Annotated in this window: 20 protein-coding genes; 9 read left to right on the forward strand and 11 right to left on the reverse strand. The window is 64.1% G+C overall.

Annotation, left to right across the window (positions count from 1 at the left end; all coding sequences use genetic code 11):
* The 3 genes from V7116_RS11665 to V7116_RS11675 all read right to left on the reverse strand — a co-directional run.
* Nucleotides 1-1,241: hypothetical protein (locus V7116_RS11665; RefSeq protein ID WP_324392103.1), on the reverse strand; the 1,241-nt coding region annotated here is incomplete at its 3' end.
* Between the two features lie 132 nt (nt 1,242-1,373).
* On the reverse strand, nt 1,374-1,763 hold the full coding sequence (locus V7116_RS11670) for a hypothetical protein (protein ID WP_324392104.1): 390 nt from the start codon (nt 1,761-1,763) through the stop codon (nt 1,374-1,376).
* Between the two features lie 118 nt (nt 1,764-1,881).
* Nucleotides 1,882-3,912 carry a L,D-transpeptidase family protein gene (locus tag V7116_RS11675; RefSeq protein WP_324392105.1) on the reverse strand — a complete coding sequence of 677 codons (2,031 nt, stop codon included), beginning with the start codon at nt 3,910-3,912 and terminating at the stop codon, nt 1,882-1,884.
* A gap of 303 nt (nt 3,913-4,215) precedes the next feature.
* Here V7116_RS11675 and V7116_RS11680 point away from each other — a divergent pair, with 303 nt between their 5' ends.
* The 3 genes from V7116_RS11680 to V7116_RS11690 are packed head-to-tail and all read left to right on the forward strand — an operon-like array spanning nt 4,216 to nt 6,199.
* Nucleotides 4,216-5,031, forward strand: coding sequence for an intradiol ring-cleavage dioxygenase (locus tag V7116_RS11680; RefSeq protein WP_324392106.1), 816 nt, complete (start codon nt 4,216-4,218; stop codon nt 5,029-5,031).
* Nucleotides 5,024-5,233, forward strand: coding sequence for a hypothetical protein (locus V7116_RS11685; RefSeq protein ID WP_324392107.1), 210 nt, complete (start codon nt 5,024-5,026; stop codon nt 5,231-5,233). Before V7116_RS11680 ends, V7116_RS11685 begins: the two co-directional genes overlap by 8 nt.
* A 24-nt stretch (nt 5,234-5,257) precedes the next feature.
* Nucleotides 5,258-6,199 carry a PfkB family carbohydrate kinase gene (locus V7116_RS11690; RefSeq protein ID WP_324392108.1) on the forward strand — a complete coding sequence of 314 codons (942 nt, stop codon included), beginning with the start codon at nt 5,258-5,260 and terminating at the stop codon, nt 6,197-6,199.
* Here the strand turns inward: V7116_RS11690 and V7116_RS11695 are convergent.
* The gene (locus V7116_RS11695) at nt 6,193-6,747 is read right to left on the reverse strand and encodes a dihydrofolate reductase family protein (RefSeq protein ID WP_324392109.1); all 555 of its coding nucleotides are present in this window, start codon (nt 6,745-6,747) and stop codon (nt 6,193-6,195) included. The two genes, V7116_RS11690 and V7116_RS11695, sit on opposite strands and share 7 nt — an antisense overlap.
* 120 nt (nt 6,748-6,867) lie before the next feature.
* Nucleotides 6,868-8,517 carry a molybdopterin-dependent oxidoreductase gene (locus V7116_RS11700; RefSeq protein ID WP_324392110.1) on the reverse strand — a complete coding sequence of 550 codons (1,650 nt, stop codon included), beginning with the start codon at nt 8,515-8,517 and terminating at the stop codon, nt 6,868-6,870.
* 135 nt (nt 8,518-8,652) lie between these two features.
* Here V7116_RS11700 and V7116_RS11705 point away from each other — a divergent pair, with 135 nt between their 5' ends.
* Entirely contained in the window at nt 8,653-9,168 is a 516-nt protein-coding gene (locus V7116_RS11705; protein ID WP_324392111.1) for a hypothetical protein, read from the forward strand.
* Between the two features lie 6 nt (nt 9,169-9,174).
* On the opposite strand, the gene V7116_RS11710 is transcribed toward V7116_RS11705, so the two are convergent.
* From V7116_RS11710 to V7116_RS11720, 3 genes are all read right to left on the reverse strand, one after another.
* Nucleotides 9,175-10,257, reverse strand: coding sequence for a toll/interleukin-1 receptor domain-containing protein (locus tag V7116_RS11710; protein WP_324392112.1), 1,083 nt, complete (start codon nt 10,255-10,257; stop codon nt 9,175-9,177).
* A 328-nt stretch (nt 10,258-10,585) separates the two neighbouring features.
* Complete coding sequence (locus V7116_RS11715; protein WP_324392113.1) at nt 10,586-12,523, reverse strand: S41 family peptidase; 1,938 nt, start codon at nt 12,521-12,523, stop codon at nt 10,586-10,588.
* 147 nt (nt 12,524-12,670) lie between these two features.
* On the reverse strand, nt 12,671-13,624 hold the full coding sequence (locus V7116_RS11720) for a GNAT family N-acetyltransferase (RefSeq protein ID WP_324392114.1): 954 nt from the start codon (nt 13,622-13,624) through the stop codon (nt 12,671-12,673).
* Nucleotides 13,625-13,871: 247 nt separating this feature from the next.
* On the opposite strand from V7116_RS11720, the gene V7116_RS11725 reads away from it, so the two are divergent.
* Entirely contained in the window at nt 13,872-15,227 is a 1,356-nt protein-coding gene (locus V7116_RS11725) for an ATP-binding protein (protein ID WP_324392115.1), read from the forward strand.
* A gap of 200 nt (nt 15,228-15,427) precedes the next feature.
* Entirely contained in the window at nt 15,428-15,889 is a 462-nt protein-coding gene (locus V7116_RS11730) for an MgtC/SapB family protein (protein ID WP_324392116.1), read from the forward strand.
* Here the strand turns inward: V7116_RS11730 and V7116_RS11735 are convergent.
* Entirely contained in the window at nt 15,886-16,551 is a 666-nt protein-coding gene (locus V7116_RS11735; RefSeq protein ID WP_324392117.1) for a response regulator transcription factor, read from the reverse strand. The genes V7116_RS11730 and V7116_RS11735 overlap by 4 nt on opposite strands.
* 260 nt (nt 16,552-16,811) lie before the next feature.
* Here V7116_RS11735 and V7116_RS11740 point away from each other — a divergent pair, with 260 nt between their 5' ends.
* Both V7116_RS11740 and V7116_RS11745 read left to right on the forward strand, forming a co-directional pair.
* The gene (locus tag V7116_RS11740) at nt 16,812-17,921 is read left to right on the forward strand and encodes a GAF domain-containing sensor histidine kinase (protein WP_324392118.1); all 1,110 of its coding nucleotides are present in this window, start codon (nt 16,812-16,814) and stop codon (nt 17,919-17,921) included.
* Nucleotides 17,922-18,096: 175 nt separating this feature from the next.
* Complete coding sequence (locus V7116_RS11745) at nt 18,097-18,591, forward strand: hypothetical protein (protein WP_324392119.1); 495 nt, start codon at nt 18,097-18,099, stop codon at nt 18,589-18,591.
* A 66-nt stretch (nt 18,592-18,657) separates the two neighbouring features.
* Here the strand turns inward: V7116_RS11745 and V7116_RS11750 are convergent, their stop codons facing one another.
* Nucleotides 18,658-20,271 carry a PucR family transcriptional regulator gene (locus tag V7116_RS11750; protein ID WP_324392120.1) on the reverse strand — a complete coding sequence of 538 codons (1,614 nt, stop codon included), beginning with the start codon at nt 20,269-20,271 and terminating at the stop codon, nt 18,658-18,660.
* A 250-nt stretch (nt 20,272-20,521) separates the two neighbouring features.
* Nucleotides 20,522-21,880, reverse strand: coding sequence for a glutamine synthetase family protein (locus tag V7116_RS11755; protein WP_324392121.1), 1,359 nt, complete (start codon nt 21,878-21,880; stop codon nt 20,522-20,524).
* Nucleotides 21,881-22,318: 438 nt separating this feature from the next.
* Between V7116_RS11755 and V7116_RS11760 the strand changes: the two genes are divergently transcribed.
* The gene (locus tag V7116_RS11760) at nt 22,319-23,794 is read left to right on the forward strand and encodes a GAF domain-containing protein (protein ID WP_324392122.1); all 1,476 of its coding nucleotides are present in this window, start codon (nt 22,319-22,321) and stop codon (nt 23,792-23,794) included.
* Nucleotides 23,795-23,803: the final 9 nt, after the last annotated feature.

The following is a 23,803-nucleotide window of genomic DNA, read 5'->3' on the forward strand; positions in this document are numbered from 1 at the left end:
ACCGGCCCGCGCATACGCCACTGCGCCGCGCGCCGCGCCGCCGCGATCAGCCACAGCGCGATCAGCGGCAGGCCGGAAAACAGCGCCCATTCCCAACTGTGCAGCCATAACCACGGCCAGTAGGGGCGCTCCAAATCGAGGTGATTGTCCATCGCCGCGCGCACGATGGTGAGCGGATTCGCGCCGCTGGCCGCGCCGTACAGCAGCCACGGCAGCACGAGTCCCAGCCCGACCCACAGCCCGGCGATCACCGGGCGCGTCCAGGGCGGGGCGTTCGGTTCGCGGTGCTCGTTGAGCAGATAATGCAGCAGCGTGTAGAAGCCCATCAGCCCTAACAGCGGCACGGTCGAGAGGTTGGCGAAGGTCAGCAGCCCGGCCAGCGCGCCCGATGTCACCAGCGCCACGGCAGGCACAGGCGGCGTGATGCTGCGATCCAGCCCGATCAGCAGCAGCCAGAACGCGCCCAGGCTCAGCAGGGGATAAACCGTGTTCCACGTTGGCGCGAACATCAGCAGCGCCGGGACCAGCGGCCACCACAGCGCCGCCCACCGCGCCGGGATCGCGTCCGTCAGCCGCCACGCGACGCCGTACAGCGGCAGCACGGCCAGCGCCGCCCACAGCGGCATCAGCATGCCGAACCACGCCGAGGCCCACTCGCCGGGGCTGTAGGCCAGCAGCGCGTAATTGTGGCACTGGTAGGGCATCAGGTCGTCGCGCAGCGGATCGGCCAGGGCGGGCACGTCGTCCAGCGCCGCGTCGAGGCCCGCGTACACCAGGGGCAGTCCCGGCGGGCTGAGCGCGACGTGATGGTTGCCCACTTCATCGAGCTGCTTCATCACGTCCGGCCAGTCGCGCAGCGCGTCCGTGTCCCACTCGACCACCGCGCCCGCCTGATGCTGCCCGGTGGTGAAGGGCGCTGCCGTCCGCGCGAACAGCTCGTACAGCACGTCGTCGTGCCGGACGTGGATCACCAGCAGCGGCAGCGCCGCCGCGCCGAGGATCGCCCAGCCCAGCACGGGCCATGCGCGCCGCGTGCGCCGCAGCAGCAGTCCCGCCCCCGCGACGTAGATCGCCGCCCCTGCGACCAGCGGCAGACTGTGCGCCACGTCTTCCGGCTCGTAGGGCCACTGCCAGCCGTAGCCGCCGCGCAGAAATGGAATCAGGTCGAGCGCCAGGATCAGCCCCAGCAGGAGCGCCCCTGTGGTGATGATCAGCGCGAGACGGGAGATCGGTCGGTGCATGGTGTGAATGCGCGTCCTCTTCTGCGTGCGAGAATCGCCCCAGTATACCGTGAATGGGCGGGCAGGGTTGCGGATTAGGGATTGGGGATAAGGAAAAAAGGATGGAAGCAGATAGGGGAAATCCCGCCGATCCTATGCACTCAGCCAGTGCTGATTTATCGCACCAACTATCTCTTCTACCGATGTGTCTGAAAAGAGTTCGATCGGGTACTGCCATGTGGGGCCTGAATAGAGAAACAGTTTGCATTCTTGTGGGACTAAGCTGCGATACCAGATGGCAAACTCCGCTACCACTGTCACGCCGCCCGTATCCAGGGAGATAGTTTGGCTATCGCCTAGAAGATTGCCGTTTATGAGCGAATTTTCTACCGATATTCTCCATTCTAAGAGAGAAGATCCAATGTTCGTTGTCCTTATTTCGATCTCTCCCCAGTTTTGAAGCAGGCTACGAGCGATCATATCCGGACTGATTTTTAAGTCTCTAGATTTACCCATCGAACCGATTAGGTAACCGTAACTCATTTGCTCCTGCCTATGTAGCCTGGGGATACCTGTCACTACCGCTTGGGCGAGGCTTGTCCCATTTTAGCCCATCTTATCGAAGGAGGGTTCTAACTGAAGCACGTGTAATCGGAGTTTGCTATGACAGCACGATCACGGGCGTACCGATCTCCGCCCAGTTGTAGAACCATTCCGCTTCCGGCGTGGGCAGGTTGACGCAGCCGTGACTCATCGGCTGGCCGAAGTCGTCGTGCCAGTACGTGCCGTGCAGCCCGTAGCTTTCGTAGAAGTACATCACGTACGGTACGCCGGGCAAATAGTAGCCGGGGCCGCGCATGGTCTGCGAGGCGACCTTCTGGTAGATCGCGTATTCCCCGGTGACGGTCGGCGTATCCGGCAGCCCGGTCGAGACGATCACGTCCCGCACGAGCTTGCCATCCTCATACGCATACACGTGCTGCTCGCTCAGCTTGACCACGATTTCTTTCCCGGCAGTCATCGGCTCTTGCAGATCCTCGTCGTAGGGCTGCGGCCCGCCGATGGGATACACGACGCGCTGCACCGGCACGATCAGGCTCTGGCCGACGCGCAGCCGATCGGGGTCGGCCAGCGCGTTGAGCGCGGCCAGTTCGGTCCAGGTGGTGCCGTACCGTCCGCCGATTTTGATCAGGTTCTCGCCGGGCTGCACGACGTGCCGCGCGCCGCCTGTCGTCAGCAGGTCCGGCGCGAGCACATAGGCGTCATCCAGCGCGGGGACTTTATCGCGATTGCTGCCCTCGATGTTGCGCCCCACCGCGCCATCCTCGGTCGTGATTTCGTCCGTGCCCACCGGCTCCGGCGTGCTGGCAGGCGGCAGTGTCGCGTCGCCCGTCAGGACGGCGGGATCGACGGCACAGGGCCGCGCCCCCGCGTTGAAGCCTTCGATGCCGGTCAGCGGCTCGATGTCGCCGGTGGTGATGTCCAGCATCACGATCGGCGTGCCGCCGTTTACGCTTCCGGTGGCCAGCAGATGCGTGCTGTCTACCCAGGACCACGCGATGTCCACGCCGTCGCCGACGCGCAGCGGCTGCGGCTCCGGCAGCTCGAAGTCGAGCAGATACAGGTCGGATGTGGCCGGATCGTTCAAATCGCTCCACGTGCTGTAGGCGATGCGCACGCCCAGCGGATCGAACACGGGCCAGATTTCGTTGCCGTCGCTGAAGTCGGCTGGCAGCACCGGGAATTCGCCCTCGGCCTCGCCGCTGACGATGGTCAGAAACACGTCCCAGGTGCCTTCCTGGTCGGTGGCAAACAGAAGCTGCTGCCCGTCCGGCCCCCACGCGGGCGACGTGTCGCGCCCCAGACCGGACGTAAGCTGGCGCGGATTGGTCCCGTCGGCGTTGACCAGCCAGATCGTCGGGATGCCCTCGTTGCGCGTCGAGACGAACGCGATCGTGCTGCCGTCGGGGCTGAAGGACGGCGCGAAGTTGATCCCCTCGGAGGCGGTGAGCTGCATCGGCGTATCGCTTCCGGCGCGCAGCGCGTAAAGCTGGTAATTGCCCGTCGCGTCGGACGCGTACACGATCGTGCTGCCGTCCGGCGAGCAGGTGGGTTCGCGCTCGCTCGCGCCGGTCACGGCCAGCGGATACTCGCCGCCGTCCGCCGCGTGCAAAATCACGTCATCCGTGCCGTCCCGGTTGGTGTAGTACACGAACGTCACCGGCGCGCCTGCGCCCACTTCCTCGGTGGCGATCTCCGCGATCACTTCCGGCACGGCGTCAGTCGCTTCCACGGTGGCGATCTCGACGGCTTCCGTGCTCGCCATTGCCACCTCGACCGGCTCCGTTTCGACCGGGGCCAGCGTGGGAACGTCGGTCGGCGCGATCGTCGGCGGATCGGTCGGCAGGCTCGTCGCGGTCGGCGGCGGATCGGTGGGCAGAGGCGTCAGCGTGGGCGCGAGGGTCGGCGCTTCCACGCTGGGGATCGCCGTCGCCTCGAACGTGACGGCGGGATCGTACGTGGGCACGAACGTCACGGGCGGCGCGCTGGCGGCCAGCATGGCGATATCAGCGACGGTGGGCGGCGGCGCGTCGTCACCCCCGCCGCAGGCCGTGAGGCTGGCCGTAACGAGCGCGGCCACGGCCAGCACCTTGAACACTTCGCGGGGTCGGACGTTCGCATGGACGGTCACGAGCACGCCTCCGTTGCGCCTGGGGAATGGGTAGGACTGTATTATGCCATTGTAGGGGCGGCGGCGCACTTTAACCACGGGCCACCTGTACTATCTTCAGGCGCGCCGCGCCTGCGCCCGGCGGAATTTTGCATATATTTCTAATTTGTAATTGATTTTTAAGGTAAATTACATCTAAATCCCCCTGCTTTCCAGTAAAGTCTTAGCATGTTGATCGCTTACCCGCCCTGAACACGGTTCGGACCGGCGGCGCGGGCGCAACGAACGAGTTGTAACAACCGACGATGGCACAAGGAGATGACGATGGAACTGCACGATGACGATAAGCCCATTGGCCGCGTACTCACGCGCCGGGAAACCTTGAAACTGCTGGGCGGAGCCGGGGCCGTGATGGTGACCGGGGCCGGATTGTTCCGGTTCGGCTTCGCGCAGGCCCAGTCCACCACGCCGACCGTCACGCCCGGCCCGACGCTCGATCCGGTGCTGGCGTGTGTCGCCAAGCCGGAGCTGACCGAAGGCCCGTACTTCGTGGACGAAATGCTCAACCGCTCCGATATCCGTGTCGATTCCATCAGCGGGCTCGTCAAAGAGGGTCTGCCGCTGCTGCTGACCTTCAGCATCTCGGACGTGACGGACGACATGTGCAAGCCGCTGGCCGGGGCGCAGGTGGACATCTGGCACTGTGACGCGGAGGGCGTGTACTCGGACGTGCAGAACGCCGTCGGCCAGAACTGGCTGCGCGGCTACCAGATCACCGACGAAAACGGGTACGCCACCTTCCAGACGATCTATCCCGGCTGGTATCCGGGCCGTGCGGTGCACATCCACTTCAAGATCCGCACCGATCCCGAGTCGGATCAGGGCTACGAGTTCACGTCGCAGTTGTTCTTCGACGATGACGTGTCCGCCGAGGTGTATACCCAGGCGCCCTACCAGGGCACGCAAAACGTGCTGAACGCGCAGGATGGCATCTACCAGCAGAGCGAAGGGCTGACCGTGCTCGATCTGGTGCAAACGGACGAGGGCTACTCGGCGGTGTTCGGCATCGGGCTGGACCTCAGCGCGCCCACGCAGTCGGAAACAGGCGGAGCAGGCGGCTCCGGCGGCGGTCGTGGATGAAGTCGGCGCGGGGAATGCGTTCTGCGGCGCACTGCTCGCCCGGCTGGACGACGGGATCGCAGAGGCGGCCTGCCACGCCAGCGCGGCGGCGTCCTACCTCGTCGAGCAGGTGGGCGTTCCGGCGGCGCTGCCCGATCCGGCGGATTATGCGCGGCGCATTGCGGAAATCCGCGCGGGAATGGAAATTTTGCGCCTGGAGTGAGGCGCGCAGATGGAGCGGTAAGCAGTGAGTGAGCACGCATTCGTCCCGCCCGACTTCGTCGGCGTGGGCGGGATCTTCGTGGACGACATCGTTTACGCGGACGGCACAACGCGTATGGCCGTGCTGGGCGGCGGCGTCAGCCACGCGGCGGCGGGCATGCGGATCTGGGGACAGCGCGCGGGCATCGTCGCGTGCGCCGGGCGCGATTTGCCGGACGCGGCCCGGCAGCGATTGGAACGCGACTTCGACACGCGCGGGCTGATCTGGCTGGACATCCCGCAGGCGCGGGCGTGGCAGTTGTTCGAGTGGGACGGGCAGCGGCGCGAGATCTACCGCGTGGACGAGCTGGCTCCGTTTGTGTACCGTCCCGCGCCGGGCGAGGTTCCGCCGGTTTTTCACGCCGCCCGCGCGGTCTACCTGCTGCGCGACATCGACTCGCTGGCGGACTGGCGCGCGCTGTATCCCCACGCCACGCTGCTGTGGGAGCCGCTGCAGCAGGTCATGCTGGCGGAGAACACCGCCGCATTCCGCGCCGCGCTGCCCCATACGGACATCGTTTCGCCCAACTGGATCGAGGCGGAAGCGATCTACGGCACGGACGACCCGGCGGCGCTGGTGTATGCGATGCTGGCGGACGGCGCGCGGATCGCGGCGCTGCGCATGGGCGAAGCGGGATCGCTGGTGGGGATGCAGGGCGATCCGGCGCTGCTGCGCGTGCCCGCTGTGCCCGTGCCGGACTTGATCGACCAAACGGGCGCGGGCAACACCTACTGCGGCGCGTTCCTGTCCGGGTGGCAGATCGCCCACGATCTGCGGCAGGCGGCGGCCTATGGCGCGGTCGCGGCGTCGTTGTGCCTGGAAGGCGTCGGGGTTGCCAATCCGCCGCCGGGCTTCGAGGCTGAACGCGACCGGCGGCTGGCCTGGGCGCTGGCGCGCATGGAGCCGATCCCCGTCACGGATCAGTGAACGATCTGGTACCAGAGATCGGTTCGCTCGCCCGCCTCGAAGATCCTGATTTTTTCGAGCGTAATGTGATCCGGCATTTGAAGATGCTCGAACAGGCGCAGCCCGCTGCCGAACAGCACAGGCATGATGCCGATGTGCAGCTCGTCGCACAGCCCGGCGTTGAGGCACTGCTGGTTGATACTCGCGCCGATCAGGATCACGTTGCGATTCCCGGCGGCGGCTTTGGCCTGCGCGATCGCGCGCTCGATGCCGTCCGTCACGAAGGTCACGGTCAGCGCGTCGTTTTCCTTCGGCTTCTTCGCCGGGACGTGGTGCGTGAGCACGAAGATCGGGGCCTGATATTCGTAGCTGTCCGCGAACGAGTCGGGATCGCCCATGTCGTACGAGCGGCGGCCCATCACGACCGCCCCGGTCGTGCGGATTTCTTCCTGAAGCATCTCGGTGTGAGCCAGGCTTTCCAGGTCGGGATATAAGCGACCGACATTTCCGTCGGGATCGCTCGCAAAGCCGTCCAGGGATAGGGTCATGCCGCCGATGACTTTCGCCATGTTGGTGCCTCCGCTGCTCGACGATGCCCAGAGTTTAGCACATGCGTTCGGCATAAAACAATGCAAAAGGGGCGATTCACGAATCGCCCCTACAGAATTCCCCGAACGTACGGAGACGTGTTACACGTCGCGCGTGACGGTGTGGATGCCGGTCGCCCCGGCGGGCATGGTCGAGTGGCGCTCCTCGACCTGCGGGGTGCCGTCGCCCTCGTAGCAGCGCACGGCGAAGGTATGCTCGCCCGCCTGGAACGGCCAGTCGTAGCGCCAGATGACCCACGTTGTTTCGCTGAGCGGCTGCCGCAGCCGCGCCTCGACCCACTCGCCGTCGTCCACGCTCACTTCGACCTTCGAGATGCCGCGCGCTCCGGCGTGCGCGATGCCGCCCACTGGCACGAATGTCTGGCCGTCCTGCTCATAGCTCATGTCCGCCGCCACCACGTCGATGACCGAGGTCGCGCGCATCCGGGCTTCCTTGTCCCAGCCGCGCGTCACCCAATAACCGTCCTCGTCGTGATCCATCACCTCGATCTCGGTGATCCACTTGGGCTGCTTCATGCCGTAGTGATCGGGGATGTAGACGCGCAGCGGGAAGCCGTGCTGGGTCAGCAGCGGGATGTGATCCCAGTCGTAGGCCAGCATCACGCGCTCGTCGTTGTTGACCACATCCAGCGCCACCGTCTCGTAAAAGCCGTCCTCCGCGCTGATGCGCAGGTGCGTCGCGCCGTCCTGAAGACCCGCGTCGGCCAGCACGTCGCGCAGGCTCGGCCCGGTCCACAGCGTGGTGCTGGTCAGGTCGCCCGCGACGGGATTGGAGATGCAGGCCAGCGTCACGTACTGGTCGCGCGCGCTGTAGGTGCTGCGCAGGTCGTCGATGCCGATCTCCATCGGGTTATCGACCATGCCGCCGATCTTCAGCCGCCACGAATCGCCGTCGATCTCCGGCGGGCGCACGTTGATGTCGATGCGGTAGTGATCTTCGAGCGGCGTATATTCGGGCCGCGTGCCGGGAGCCGGTTCGAGCGTCGCGTCGGCGTTGGGCAGATCGTCGGGCATGGCGGCGGCGCGGTTGCGCTCGATGCGCTGCTGGTATTCGCGGCTGTCCTGCCACTGGAGCGCATACGCAACGCCCGCGCCCAGCACGGTCAGCGTGGCGGTCGCCGTGCCCATGCGGACCAGGAACTGACGCCGGTTGAGCGAAATGGCCTCAAGCGCGGAGGGTTCGGCGACGGTTTCTTCCGCCGCGGCGGGCATCCGCGTCAGGCGCAGATAGGCCCACGTGATCGCGCCGCCCCAGACCAGGAACGCTGCCGTCAGCCACAACACGCGGACCTGATCCGGCGCGTCGGCGGTGGTGTTGACGTGCAGGCTGATCAGGATCATCGGCAGGCCCAGGATCGCGCCGCCGATCAGGCCGACCACGTACAGCACGTCCGTACGGCGGGCCCGATCCAGCCAGCGCAGCACGGCGAACAGGATCGTTCCGGCGACCACGCCGCCTACGAAGAACTGCACCAGGGCGATCAGCGTCTCGATGGTCTTGGCCGTGCTCGACGTTTCGCCCAGGTTGAGCGCCGTGATCACGTCCACGATGGTGTGAATAGCCCGGATGACGATGTCGCCGGGCAGCACGCGCCCGATCCAGTCGAAAAAGTCGTACGGCACGAAAGCGAGGCCCGCGAGCTGGTCCGCGAGGTAGAGCACGGCCATCAGTGGGGCGGTGATACAGACGGCGACGAGTGCGCTGGTGGTCAAGCCGGGCTTGCGCTGCATAGGGGTCCATCCTTTCCGGCGATAGGTGCGCGGTGAATATCTCTTATAGATATAACTACTATCGCGCAAAATTCTTAAGAAATCCTTTCGGCGGCCTGAACCACAGGTTAGAATTGGAGCGCTGAGGGAGGATCGATGAGCGACGATTGGGATCTGGATGCGGCGCTTGAGGGCGACGCGCCGTGGGAAGATGTCTATATGCAGATGATCGTCACCGTGCGTGACGACGCGTCGCTGTTGGCCGATCCCCGGCTGGCGCGGCGGCTGGCGGTGCTGATCGAGGACTGCAAGCCGGACGCGCCCGGTGGGGTCTGGGGCTTTTTGATCCTGCCGGATATGGTGCGGCTGATCGTCGGGCCGACGGATCTCGACCGGCTCGATACGTTCGTGGAGGCGTTCAAGGACGCGAGCGAGCGCGCCTTGCTCGACGTGATCCTGCGCACCGAGGGCGACGCGCTCGACGCGGTGCTGTTTTACAATCCCGTGTGGGGCGGCGCGATCTACCACGTCTGGCAGGCGGGCTATCATCGCCAGATTTTGCGCACCGAGTATCGCCTGAGCAACGCGTTGTTCGAGCTGGGCCAGGTCCCCGTGCAGCGCGGGCTGGCCGAGTCGCCCGATCGCTGGCCGTACCTGCGGATCGGCGGGTGAGGGCGCTCAGTCCCGGTCTTCTGTTGGATCGCCCTCGCGCAGCGCGTCGGCGGACAGGTTGTCGATGATCTTCTGCGCCTCGGTGATCAACGCCTCGTCGGGCGCGAGGGCCGCGCGCACGTAATCGGCAAACGCGAACCTGCCGTCCATGTCGATCAGCACGGTCCACAGCCGCTTGGCTTCGTCGGTGTTCCCCCGCGCGGAATGTGTCACGGCCAGCCCCATCAGCGCGTATTCGAACCCCGGCTTGCGCGCGTTCGCCGCCTGGAAGTCTTCCAACGCCCCGGCATAATCCTGCTGCACGAACCGGATCTCGCCGCGATTGTAGTAGTAATCCCCATCCTCAGGGCTGAGGCGGATCGCTTCGCTGTAATCGGCCAGCGCGCCGTCCATGTCGCCCGCCGCGCCGCGATTCACGCCCCGGTTGTTGTAGGCGTGCGCCAGCGCCGGATTCAGTTCGATGGCGCGGGAGTAATATTCGTTGGCAAGAGTGGGGTTGTTGTCGAGATCGGCGGCATAACCCTGGCTGAAATAGTCTTCGGCGGCCAGGTCCTCGCCCGAGGGGGCCGCCTGCTGCGCGACCACGTCGATCTTACGCTGCACGTGCGGCTCGTCCTGGGCGGGCGCGGGCACGAGCGCCCCGGTGAGCGGCTGCTTGAGGAAACGCGTGCGCAGCTTTTCCATCGCCGCGTCGAAGTAGTCGTGCGGCATATTCAGCGCGTTGTAGCGCGGCAGAGCGGCCAGCTTGCCGGTGAGATAGGCTTGCGTGCCGTTGTCGAACCGGAAATCGTTGACCAGCACGGGCACGATGTTGCGTCCCAGCCCCATCGCCGTCTCGATCTCGCGCCGCAGCCAGTCGCCCGGCTCCGCGCAGCGCTCGACCGTGCCGGGCGTGAGGATCAGCACGAAGTGCGCCCGCGCCGCGATCTGGTTGAGGATGATCGTGTCGAACGCGCCGCTGTCGATGCTTTCCACGTCCATGAACACGTCATAGCCGTGATCGCGCAGATCCATGAAGACCGCGCGGGCGATGAAGGACGCAACGGCGCGGCGGTAGCTGATGAATACGGTATTTTCGGCGTCTGGCATGAGGTCGTTTCTCCGTCCGGGAGCGGGCACGCGCTTATTATTGGTCCAAGCGCCGCCGCGCGCCACCGTACGGGGGTAACAGAAACGGGGCGGCGTGGGGTGGGTTGGCGAACCTGACGGGTTGTTGTGGGGGCAGTGATCGACTGTAATTCGGATGCAAAAAAGCAGGGCGGGTTACAAACCCGCCCCTACAAAACCCCGTTGGAAGCTGCCTGTCTCCCCTCTCCAACTTGATTGGAGAGGGGCCGGGGGTGAGGTTTCTACGGCAGCCGCACCCTACGCTCCATTGATTCGACGTTCGCGCCGATGCGGATCGCGCGGGATGCCGTTACTGCGCGTTGAGGATCGCGTCCTCGGCGGCTTGCAGCACCTCGTCTTCCGGCGAGAGCAGCCCCTCGCGCGTGAGCGGCACGCGGACATCCGGCACGACGCCCGTCCCTTCGATCAGCGTATCGCCGGTGCCGGGATTGACCGGACGCCCGGTCGGGATCTGCATCTGGAGGCCGCCGGGCAGCGTGTACTGGCCGTCGCTGACCTCGCCCGTGAAGCCGCCGCTGGGCGTGTGGCCGACGATGATCGCGCGGTCACTCTGGGACATGGCGTAGGCGAACATGTCGCCCGCGCTGCCGGTCATCTCGTTGACCAGCACGGCGACCGGGCCGTCATAGCCGGGGGTTTCGACCAGGGTTTCCACGAAGCCCCGGTAGGCGAAACCGCCTTCACCGTCCGCGTAATAAAAGTCCATGATGAGCTCGTAGTCGGGGAAGAAGTGACCCGCTTCGGCCATCGCCAGATTGACCAGCCCGCCGCCGTTATCGCGCACGTCGAGGATGATGCCCTTTGCGCCCTCATCTACCAGCGCCTGAAGCTGATCGGTGAACTGCGCGTTGGCCGTGCTGACTTCCTCCGCGAAGCCCTTCACGCTGATATAGCCGATGCCCGAGGGCAGCATCTCCGAATCGATGACCGGGCCGCTGAGACTGCCGCCAAACGCAGTCAGCAGCGACGACGCGTCGGGCACGCGGGTCAGCGTGGCGCTCTCGACCGTGCCGTCCTCGTTCTGCCACGAAAGCTGCACGGTGGAGCCGATCGCGCCCTGAAGCATGGTCGCCGCCTGGATGAAGCGCCGCCCGTGCAGGGTCGAGGCGCTGGTGATCAGCATCGGCGTCTCGTCCATGGCTTGCAGCGCGGGCACGCCATCGACTTTGACCAGCACGTCACCCGCTACGATCCCGGCGGTCGCCGCGGGCATATTTTTCAGCACATCCAGCACCACGACCTCGCCGTCATCGGTGACGGCCAGATGGTCGATCCCGACGCCGCCCAGCAGGAAGTTCTGCATAACCGGCAGAGACGCATAGCCGATGTGCGTGTCGGGGATCAGCTCGCCAAAGCGCGCGATTGCCAGATGGAAGTCCAGGTTATTGACCGCCACCTCGACCAGCGGCGTGATTTCCGCTTCGATGGCGTCGAAGTCGATGTTCTTTTCGTCGGTGAAGGGGTAGGTGATGCGCGTGCGCTCAAGCAGGCGCTGCCATGCTTCCATATAGCTGAGGGCGCTGTAATCGTTCAGCGCGCCGAGCGTTTCGAGCAGCGGCACGTCTACCGTTTCGTCCCGCAGCAGGGTGAACGGGTCCGTGTCAAGGTCGATCACGCTCCATCCGGCGGGCAGATCCATCAGCGGATCGTCGGCGGTGAACGCCGCGCCGTCCGCGCCCAGCCCGGCGGGGAACTGCTCGCCGTCCTGCGCGGCCCAGGCCAGCACGTGCCCGCCGACGACGTGATACGTCATGGGCTGGATGTTGGCCGAGGGGTTGAGCAGCGATTCGCCCCGGTTGACGTATTCGTCGCCCAGGAAGTCGATGTACATGCCCGTGACGAAGACCTGCACGCCCGGCGGCGTGCTGGCGTCGCCGTCGAAGTCCAGCAGCGTGCCCTGCGGATCGTCCGGCAGGGTGAGCGTATAACTGCCGGACGCGATGTCGCCCTCCACCGCGCCTAACGTCTGTGCGTCCGGCGGGGGGACGAAGTTGTAATCGTCCTGAATCTGCCCGGCGAAGTCGTACAGCACGACGCCGATCACCGCGCCGATGGTGGGGTAGATCGGATTGGTCGTCGTAAACGTGCCGGTGATCGTCTCCGGTCCGGCAGCGCCAAACGGCTGCAAGCCCTGCGCGGAGGAACTGGCTCCGGCGGGCAGCGCCATCGCTATCAGGATTACGAACGCAAGCAGGAGCGGAAGCGAGCGGCGGATCAAAGCGGTCATGGTATCCCTCACTTGGTGGCCGTGGCCTCGGCCAGCGAATGCACTGGCTAGCCCCAAAGATACACTAAACCGCCTCCGGTTCACAACGCGTGGAGGGATTATCTCGGCTTTCGGCGTGGAAGGAAGCGTGGAGAGGGGGGTATGCGCTTACATGGCGAGCGTCAGCATCAGCACGTCGTCGCTTGCGCCCAGGTCGTCGCCCACGCCAAGCCGCGCCCGCGTCTGCACGATCTTCAGCCCCGCGCTCAGCGCTGCCCGGAGCAGGGCGGGCTGGCGCATGTTGACCGGCAGCACCACCCCCGACTTGCGCAGGCTGCGCGCGTACCACTGGATTTCGCTGAGGTAGCGCGGCCAGTGGACGGCGGCGCGCGGCGTGCAGGCGGCGGCTTCGACCACGAGATAGAGGTGATAGCTCCCCTCGCGGCGCGATCCTGTGCGGAGTGACGCGAAGGCCGCCGGATGCCCGTCGTCCCACCAGATCAGGGTCTGGCCCGCGTCTTCATCCAGCAGCCATTGGGCCGCGGGCGCGGGATTGAGGCCCGGCACAATCTGCCCGGCGATGGCTTCCAGCGTGCTGCTGCCGCCCTGCCACAGATCGAACCGCACCGAGGTCGCCAGATCCGGGATGCCCTGGCACAACACGGTCAGGTCGCGGCCTTCGAGGCCCAGGCGGGTATATAGTCCCAGATTCTTGCCGCTGTCGGGCATTGTTTCCAGCGCGATCGTCGTGCATCCCGCTTCGCGCAGCAGGGCAATCCCGGCGGCGGTGACGGCATAGCCCAGGCCGAAACCCTGATTCTTGGGCGCGACGCCCAGCGTGCCCAGCCAGCCCAACGATCCCCATACGTGCGTGAAGCAGTACCCGGCGACTTTGCCCGGCGGCCATTCGATCACCACGCCGGAATAGGGCCGGTGCAGCGCCGCGTCCATGTTGGCGCTTGTGCGGTGGCGCAGCGGGTGACCCTCTTTGGTGTGGCGCAGGCGGTAGGTTTCGAACGCTTCCCAGTCCAGTTGTTCCAGCACGCCTCCTTCGTCAGGGGCCATCGTGCGGATCGTGTACGGCGGCGCGTCTGAGAATGGGAGGAGCGATTCGACGAGCATTCGACTGTCTCCTAAGCAGTGCGGCCTGCCTTCCCGGCCCAGTTTTCGGGAAGCAGTACCCTGTTTTTACGGTCGAAGGTTAAATTCACTATAAGGGCCGGACTCGCAGCTTGTCAACCGAGTCGGGCGTGCCTGTGCATTCACCCGTTGCGTGCTACAATCGAACGTCAGGGGGATGTGAATCGTGTGGCGCTCAACCTCATCTATACTCAAACGACTTGAAACCAATGTGAACGTGGGGCGGAAGATGGACGCAACAAACCAGGCTCAGACGATGCGCTACGAGCGCCTCGCGCTCTGGGCACAGGCTGAATGGCAGCAGCGATATGGAGACAGCGCCTACAAGCTGTTATGGACTTCGGAAAGCTGCGGCAACCAGCTCGCCCAGACCCGGATCAAACCCCGGCGGCGGCTGAAGGGCAGTGTCTACTACACCGGCGTCGAGCAGATCCCGTGCAGCGAGGTGATCTCGATCAGCGAATACGTCATGCCGGGGCGCAAGGTGGTGCTGGGCGAGACGGTCGGCGCGTTCCGCTTCAGCTTCAGCCACCCGTCGGGCGCGTTCGACGTGCTGTACGCCAGCTCCTATTACCGTGACGACGATCCGAACATCATCTCGATTGCGCTCGTCCCGCCCAACCGCCTGGACGCCTGGGTGAACTTCGAGTCGCTGTGCAATGAAGCCGTGCGCCGCCCGACCCGCCGCCAGGACGTGTATATCGTCGGCGGCACGAACGCCTACTTCAAGCCCACCGTCGATTGGGACGAGGTGATCCTGCCGCACGCGATCAAAGACGATCTGCGCTCGGACATGGAAGCGTTCTTCAAGGACGGCGTGAAGATCTACCAGGAATTGAACCTGGCCCCGTTCCGTAAGCTGCTGCTGGTCGGCCCGCCCGGCACGGGCAAAACGATGCTGTGCTCCGCGATGGCGAAGCTCGCGCTCCAGCGTAAGCGCGTGGTCGTTTACGTCTCCGGCGCGGACGACGACGGCGCGTCGTTCCACAAGATTCACCACGCGCTGAACGTCGTCGCCACGGCGGGCTATCCCGTGCTGCTGATCGTGGAAGAGATCGACGTATACCTGCGCAAAGACGACAAGGCGCGCATTTTGAACGTGCTCGACGGGCTGGAATCGCCCAACAACGAGCGCGGCGCGCTGCTGCTGGCGACGACGAATTATCCCGAAGTGATCGACGAGCGCATCGCCAAGCGCCCCGGACGCATGGACCGCATCATCAGCATTCCGCCCATTCAGGACGAGGCGCTGGCGTTCGAGATGCTGCATCACTATATGGGGCCGCAGTGGCACGACGAGCACGCGGCGGTGGTCCCGTTTTTGGTGGGGCAGACGGGCGCGTTCGTGCGCGAGATCGCGCTGCACGCGCGGATGCTGGCGGCGCACAACCGGCAGCGCACGGTCGATCTGGATACGCTTCAGCAGTCGGTCAACAGCCTGTCCACGCAGATGAATTCCGGGGAGGATCTCATGCCGCGCCGGTTGATCGGGTTCGAGGCGGGCAGCAATGGGTCCGGGCCGGTGGAATATCCCGACGATGTACCGGCCCCGGCACACCCTCCGGTGGGCGATGAGGGTGATTGAAGCGGTCACGCAATTTAGCGTGGGATGATATCGCCCGCGACGTGGGAACGCGCCTGCGGGCGTTTCTTTCTCTGGGGCAGGGCACGCGAGAGCGTCTCGTGGCATCCGTGTGCTGATTGGTAAAAAGCCCTATGACCTTTGGCACTGTGCGCAGAACCGGTCGATGTTTATAGTGTAAGACACTCGCGGGAGTTGAGGGCATGAGCGTAGAAGCGCAGCTAGAAGCCCTGTTGTCCGTAGCAATCGGAACCCTGCTGGCGGGTATCATCGGGTTCGATCGTGAATGGCGACACCGTCAGGCCGGTATTCGGACACATATGCTGGTGGGCCTGGGGTCCTCGCTGATCGTGAGCATGGCACATTTACAATATGGCTATGATTCTGCGGCGCGACTGGCCTCAGGCGTCATTTCGGGTATCGGCTTCCTGGGCGCAGGCGTGATCGTACAGCGCCGGGACCGCGTCCACGAACTGACGACCGCTGCCTCGATTTGGGTCGTGGCGATGATCGGAATCACGGCGGGGGCCAGGCTCTACGTGCTGGCGACCGGCGCAACGGCGATCGGCTGGTTTGTGCTCACCGTACTGCGCAGGCTGACCAAGCACCACGTCCCTCCGATGGAGGAGGACGGCCCGGAACCCGACGAAAGCGGGGCGCGCTAGTTGTCGTCTTCGGCGGGCAGATGCCGCTCGATGTGGTTCTTGACGGCAAAAACGGCGGCCTCGGCCCGGTTGGACACCTGGAGCTTGCTCAGGATATTGCCGACGTAGTTGCGCACCGTGCCTTCGCCCAAAAAGAGCTGGGCGGCAATTTCACGGTTGGTCAGACCTTCGACCATCAGCGCCAGGATGCGCATTTCCTGAGGCGTAAGCTCGGAAAAAGCGGACGCTTCCTTGACCTGGGCTGCCTGCCGGACTTCTTCGAGCAGCGCTTTGGTCATCGTCGGATCGATGAGCGCATCGCCCTTGCCGACTGTGCGAATCGCGTCTACCAGATCCGTACTGCCGACGCGCTTGAGCACATAACCGACTGCGCCCGCCCGTACGGCATCCATCACCAGCTCGTCTTCCGCGTAGGAAGTGAGCATGATGATTTTGATGTGAGGAAACTGATCGACGATTTGTTCGCAGGCTTCTATCCCGGACAGGCCACCGGGCATACGGATGTCCATGACGATGATGTCGGGCCGGTGGGTCGCCGCCTGACGAACGGCATCAATGCCACTTTCGGCTTCGCCGACCACGACAAAGTCGGGCTGCTGCTCAAGAAGCGCTTTCAGCCCGGCACGCACAACCGCATGATCATCGACGATAAGAATACGCAATGGGGTAGCTAGTTTTTCCGACATGGGCGTGATTGCAGCCAAATCCTAGCAGTGGCACGCACTGTGCCACAATCGATAAAACGGCGGCCCGATTATACCCGTTGGTAGCTGAAAAACCATATGATCGGTGATATGGCCGGTAGTTTGTGTGATATTTCGTTTTAAAAATCCCTGGAAATCCTAATCCAGATCGAGCCAGAGGGCAACTTGCTGCTATGAACTCTTCATCCTCTGAACACGCGGGGAAGCCGCAGATCGATATGTTGGATGCACTCAGCCGCGCGGCGGCTGCGGTCACGAGCGAACTCAGCCTGCCCAAGACGCTGCAGGCGATCACCGACATCGCACGGGAGCTGGTCGGCGCGCACTATGCCGCGCTGGGCGTGCCGAGCGACGACGGGATGCTCAAGTCGTTCACGACGTCGGGCATGGAGCCGGGCGCGGTGCGCGGCATCGAACACGAGCCGCGCGGGTTGGGGCTGCTGGGCGCGATCCTCGAATCGGACGTGCCGATCCGGCTGGATGATCTGCGCACCGATTCGCGCTCGGCGGGTTTTTGTGACCACCACCCGATGATGACCGCCTTTCTCGGCGTGCCGATCATCAGCCGGGGCGCGCGCGTGGGCAACCTGTACCTGACTGATCCGCTGGATGGCGAGCCGTTCAGCGAGGATGACGAGCGCCTGATCGTGCTGCTGGCGAAGCACGCGGCGGTGGCGATCGACAACGCGCGGCTTTCGGAGGAGCTTCAGCAGGTGGCGCTGAGCCACGAGCGCGATCGCATCGGCATGGAACTGCACGACGGCGTGATCCAGTCGGTGTATGCGGTCGGCATGAAGCTGGAGATCATGCGCGGCAAGTTCCCCATGACGCACGAGCAGGAAGTCCAATACCAGAGCATTATCGACGATCTGAACCAGATCATCGAGGACATTCGCGGCTACATCCGCAACCTGCGTGAAGCGCGCGAAGAACAGATCACCTTCCGGCAGCGGCTGGAAAACCTGACCCGCCACTTCCGCGATTTCGCCCGCGTGGACGTGATGCTCGACGTGCCGTCGTCACTGCGCACGCTCAACGAGCAGCAGCGCCATTCGCTGACGCAGATCGTGCGCGAGGCGCTCTCGAACGTGGCGCGGCACGCGCACGCCAGCGAGGTGCAGGTCAAGGTGCGCGAGGTGGGCAGCTATCTGGTGCTGACCGTCAAGGACAACGGCATCGGCTTCGACCCGGACACGCTCGAAAGTCCGGAGAGCTTCGGTCTGCGCAACATGGATCAGCGCGCGCGGCGTCTGGGCGGTTATCTGGTGATCGAGAGCCAGAAGGATGAAGGCACGCTGCTCACGGTGCAGATGCCGTTCAGGCCGTAACAGCACGGTAAACACACACGCCCGGCCCCGGTCGTCGTCGGCGCGGGTCGGGCGGAAGATTTCCCCGAATTGTAGGCAGAGCCCGATGACAGTTATTTAACCGTAGGGGAATGAGCTGTTGCAGTCGCAGGGATAGGTCAACCCTCAAAAGGCTGCCAGCGATGGAGAAGTGCAGATGCAGAGGCGGCTCAAGAACCGGTTGACGTACCTCTGGACATTTGAACTGGCTAACGCCCTTCTGATTTTCCCCGGAGCCTACTATTCCATTAGCCTCAATTACCGTCTGGGCTGGTTCAGTCTGGTGTCTCTGGGGGTGGTTTGCGCGATCCTGATCGTTGGGGCTGCGTTTTGGTTTCTCAAACGACGCGCGCTGGGTGGCGCGGACACCCTTTCACGACCGTCGGTGTGGCAGTTTTTCCGTGCCTGTAAGATTGGTTTTGGTGTAGTGCTGGTGGTGCTGCTCGTCCTGTTTGGGATACGGGTCTTCGGGCAGGGAACAGGTTCTCACGCCGATTTAGCGCTGGGTATCGCGCTGATGCTCCTCGCCGCCCTGGAATACATCAACTACTACTTCGTCCAGCTCAGCTATGACAATCGCGCCGATCTGCGCTATCTATTCGAGCATCGACGATTGAAGCGCGCTGTCATGGTTCGTGAACTAAAAATTTAGAGCGCGAGAGGTGCGCGGCTTTCCCGCCTGGGAAAGTCTCGCCTTTCCCGGCGGCGGCCCGCTGCGTTACAGAATGCGCCGGATGCGCAGCGCGAGGTGTACGGCCAGCCGCGTCTCGGGGTTATCCAGGTCCAGCCCGCTGATTTCCTTGATGCGCTCCATGCGGTACAGCAGCGTGTTGCGGTGGACGTGCAGGCGTTTGGCCGTGCGCGTCAGGTTGCCGTGCTCCTCGAAGAACGCTTCCAGCGTGATGATAAATTCCTGGTTGTGCGCGGTATCTTCGGCCAGCTCACCGAGCGTTTCATAGTAGAACTTGCGCAGTTCCGGCGATCCGGCCAGCAGCGACAGCAGCCGGTAGACGCCCATTTCCCAGAAGGCCAGCGGCGCGGTGAGCCGCCACTGCTGCGCGGTGCGATAGGCGGCGACGGCCTGCTGGAAGCTCTCGCGCCACGCGCGCAGCTCGCTCGAAGGCTGGCCCATGCCGACCGCGATATCGGCGTGATAGCGTTCGGAGACGCGGCCCTGCACGGCGAACGCCAGATCCCGCGCGACGCTTTCCTCCCCCTCGACGAACACGATCACTTCACTGCCGTAGGGCTGTACCAGCGCCCCGAAGCCGAGCGCGCTGGCCTGTTCGTTGCACAGCGCTTCGATCTGCCGCGCGGAGGGAATGTTTTCGCGCAGGCCGCCGATGTACAGCGTGGTGTATTCCTGTTCCGGCTGGTAGCCCAGGCGGGTCAGGCGCAGCAGCGCCTCGTTTTCGCTGATGATGCCGCCCAGAAACTGTTCCAGCACGTTGCCCTGCACGCGCTTCTGCGCTTCGCGGATGGCTTTTTCTTTCGCCATTTCCAGCGCGCAGACCGCTGCCCCATGCCGGGCCAGCGTGACGTCGAGCGCGTCGTAATTCTGGCTTTCGTCGAACAGCAGCGACAGGAAGCCGCGCCCCATCTTGCCCGCGACGATCGGCGCAACCAGCCGCCGCAGTCCGGGGACGGGCAGCGGAATGGCGACCGGGTCCGGGCTGGCCTGGGCCACTTCCATACGATCGCGGAACAGGGCGGGCAGCGGGTTGGCGTCGTAGAGCGCGTCTTCGATGGCGGTCCAGGCGGGTGTATGCGCCAGCGGCCCGGCGACCGACAGCGGGTGCAGGCGTTTGTCCTGCACGACGACCGTTTTGCCGACGACATCCGCCAGCGCCGACGTGAGCGCGGCCAGCCCGCGATTTTCGGTCGAAAGCTGCAAGAGCTGTTCGCGGACTTCCTGCCCGCGTTCTTCCGGCGAGGCCGGGCTGCCCATCAGTGTTTGGGCGATCTGGCGCTCGACGTTGCGCAGCAGCGTCGTTTCGGGCAGGTGGAGCAGGGGAATTCCGGCTTCTTCGGCCATCGCATGCGCCTGCGCGCCGATCTCGCCCACGACGCCGATGGCGGACACGTCCATTTCGGACAGGTCGCGCACCAGCGTGGGCAGTGTCAGCTTGTCGCTGAGCAGGTGCATGGCGTCCAGGGAGAGCAGCGCGATCTCGCCGCCGACGAGATCGGGGAAGGCGGGCGGGCGTGTGTTGAGCACGCTGACCCATTCGACAGGCCGGTGGATGCCCCGGTGTCCTGCGACGATGGTCGTGCCAACCGGCAGGGCCAGACGCAGTAGATCGGTGACGGTAATGCTAGAGTGCCCTGGCACCGATAACCTCATCTATGGCTTGCGTGGATCGAGCGTCGTTGTTGCTGCTGCACGGCCCTGCGCCACCGTGCAGGCGAACCACCGCAGCAGGTGAATGGGTGCGTGGTTCAATGCCCGGCATGAAGTGACGAGTGTGTTTAGAAACTTTCATCTCTGATCCCCACTTGTCCGGTGAGACCGGAGAGAGCCGTATGCGCACTGTGGTGGCCCGGACGGTCGGGCGTTGGTTCTAAACATCCTCTATCAATGATCAATAAATAGTCAGGTAGCGCTCAAGTTCCCACGGACTGACGACCAGCAGATAGTCCCGCCATTCGAGGCGCTTGGCTTCCAGGAAACGCTCGAACAGGTGCAGGCCCAACGCCTCCCGCGCCACGTCGCTGCTTTCGAACTCGTCGAGCGCTTCTTGCAGCGAGGTCGGCAGGGTGGTCAGGTGACGGCGGCGGTTCGAGACTTCGTAGAGTTCTTCTTCTGCGGCGGGCGGCAGTGCCAGCGTATCGCGGATGCCGCGCAGGCCCGCGTGCAGCAGCACGGTGAACGCCAGATAGGGGTTGCAGCTTGGGTCGGGGCAGCGGCTTTCGATGCGCGTCCCCAGCCGGTTGCTGTCGGACAGGCGCGGCACGCGCAGCAGCGCGCCCCGGTTGAGCTGCGCCCAGGTGACGTAAATGGGCGCTTCCAGGCCCGACATCAGGCGGCGGTAGCTGTTGACCAGCGGCGTCAGCACCGCGCAGATTTCGCGGGCGTGCGTAAGCTGCCCGGCGAGAAATGCCTGTCCTTCGTTCGACAACCCGTATTCTTCGTGCGGATCGGAGAACCGGTTTTCGTCCCCGTCCAGGCTGCGCATCCACTGGTGAACGTGCATGCCGCTGCCCGGCGCGTCCGAAAGCGGTTTGGGCATAAACGTGGCAAAACGCCCTTCCTGCCGGGCGATGGCCCGCACCGCCATGCGCGCGGTGAGGATCGCGTCCGCCATGCGCAGCGCATCCATCGGCGCGAAGTCCAGCTCGTGCTGGCCGCTGCCGACTTCGTGGTGGCTCGATTCGACCACGATGCCCATTTCACGCAGGGCGTCGGTGATGCGCTTGCGAATCACACGCGCCACGCCGTCGGATGCGTCGAAGTAGCTGGCGTGATCGTCCTGCTCCAGCGGACCCTGCTCGGGCGGGGCGGAGAAGAGGTAAAACTCCAGCTCCGGCGCGACCACATAGTTAAGCCCCATTTCGGCGGCTTGTTCCATGGCGCGGCGCAGCGCCCCGCGCGGATCGCCCGCAAACGGCTGGCCGTTGGGGGTATAGACGTCGCACAACACGCGCGCCGTCCGCCCGATCTCCGGGTGCTGCCCTTCCCACGGGATCACCGCGAAGGTGGACAGATCCGGCATCAGGTACATGTCCGACTCTGCGATTCGCGCGAACCCTTCGACCGCCGATCCGTCAAACCACACCCCGTCCGCCAACGCGTCGGCCAGGTGATCGGCGTCAATCGTCACGGTTTTGACCATGCCCGCGACGTCGGTGAATTGGAGATCAATGGAGCGAATGTTCTGGTTCGAAATCCGCTTAAATACATCGTCGGCGTGGTGCGCCTGTTGGGAAGAAGTATCCGGCATGCTGTCTACTCAGGGAATGATGGACTGCGAAGCTGAACTCAATTATATCAATCCTCCTGATAAGGTAAACGTTATTTGTTTAAAAGGACCACATTGAGGGGCTTTGACGCCGGACAAAATGATCCCAAAAATTTGTGAAGATCTTCAGTTAACCTCAATTCTTGCTTGACTTTAATTTTACGGTGTGCAATAGTGATGATGTGTTGTAAGGACGCGCCCATTGTTGCACATCACGAGGGATGAGGGGGGACCTCAGGGAAAACCACTCCCAATCTGTCCCCCGCTCTCTGGCTTAACCGCCTCAATGGCGACCGAAAAATAATAGGCGGCAGCGCGCTTGAGGTGTTGTAAGTCATTAAGGCTTATGGCACCTGCTGCGGTACATGCCCGCGCTTGCGTGATTGGCTCGACCGGCCACGTGGAGATGAAAGACTGACCATGTTACACAAGCTGAGTATCCGTGCCCAACTTCTTATCATCATCTTCCTCGCTCTGTTTTTTGTAACGGCCAGCATTACCGTGGCTAACATCGTTCAGGTGCGGTCCGCCCTGATCGACGCCCAGCGCACCCGTGGCCAATCCCTGACCGGTAGTGTTTACCTGACGGTCCAACTTGCGGACCGCGACACGCCCAGCTTTGCTGAAATCCCCGACATGCTCGCCCGTCTCCAGACGTTCGTGCGCCAAAACGACGACATGGAATTCGTCGCCGTCGTGTCGCCGCGCGGTCTGGTGCTTGCGCATTCCGATACGCAGTACATCGGGCAAACGGTGGACGAGCTGGCCGACCTTCCGCTGGATGAAACGGTGCGAGGAGATGTTCCCGGCTTCAACACCGCTTACCTTACGACAGTACAGTTCGAAAGCCCCATTGAGCGCCTGCCCGGCGCATTTGACGTTGTCATCGGGTCTTCGGCGGCGCCGGTAGATGATGAGCTTATCGGCACCGTTCTGGTTTCGGCGGGCATCGGTTTGGCCACCCTGGTCCTCATCAGTATTGCGTCCCTGTTCTTCGTGCAGGCAGCAATTACCGTCCCCGTTCGCCGTCTTGAAGTCGGCGCGCGTATGTTCGGTCGTGGTGACTTCGACTACCGCGTGACGCCCGAAGGCAGCCTGGAACTCCGCGAACTGGGCACACGCTTCAACCAGATGGCCGATGACCTGAAGCGCTACCGCCAGGAAGTTCAAGACGCCAGCGAACTGCTGGAAGTCCGCCTGGAAGAGCGTACCCGCGCGCTGAGCACGGTGAACGACGTGTCGGTGCAGATTGCGACCCTGCTGAATGTGTCCGACCTTCTGCAGTCGGTGTCCGACCTTGTGAAAGAGAACTTCGGACTGTACCACGCGCACGTTTATCTGCTCGACACCCACAACGAAAACCTCGTCCTGGCGGCAGGCGCGGGCGAAGTCGGCCAGCAGATGGTGCGACGCGGCCACCGTATCCCGCTCAAGGCTGCTCAGAGTATCGTGGCCCGCGCAGCCCGTACCCGGCAAATCATGCTTCAGAACGACGTGCGTTCTACGCCGGACTTCCTGCCGAACCCGCTGCTGCCCGAAACGCGTGCTGAGGCCGCGGTCGCGCTGGTTGCGCGCGACGAGCTGCTGGGCGTGCTGGACATCCAGAGCGATCGCGCCGGTAACTTCGACCCCGTTGCGACGCCGCCCTTGCTGTCAACGCTCGCGCAGCAGATTTCGATCGCGCTGAGCAACGCCCGTCTGTTCACCGAGGTCGAGCGCGCAGGACGTCACGAGCACGCGCTGGCCGCCATCAGCGACCAGATCCAGGGTGCGCTGAACATGGACGAAGTGCTCGAAATCGCTGCCCGCGAACTGGGTAAAGCCCTTCGCGTGCCCCACACTGCTATCGAACTGCAACTGGCTCCTGAGCCGGATGCAGGTGCGATGAACAATTAAAAATCGATC

The sequence above is a fragment of the Aggregatilinea sp. genome (assembly GCF_036822615.1).
In the GTDB taxonomy this organism is placed as follows: Bacteria; Chloroflexota; Anaerolineae; order Aggregatilineales; family Aggregatilineaceae; genus Aggregatilinea.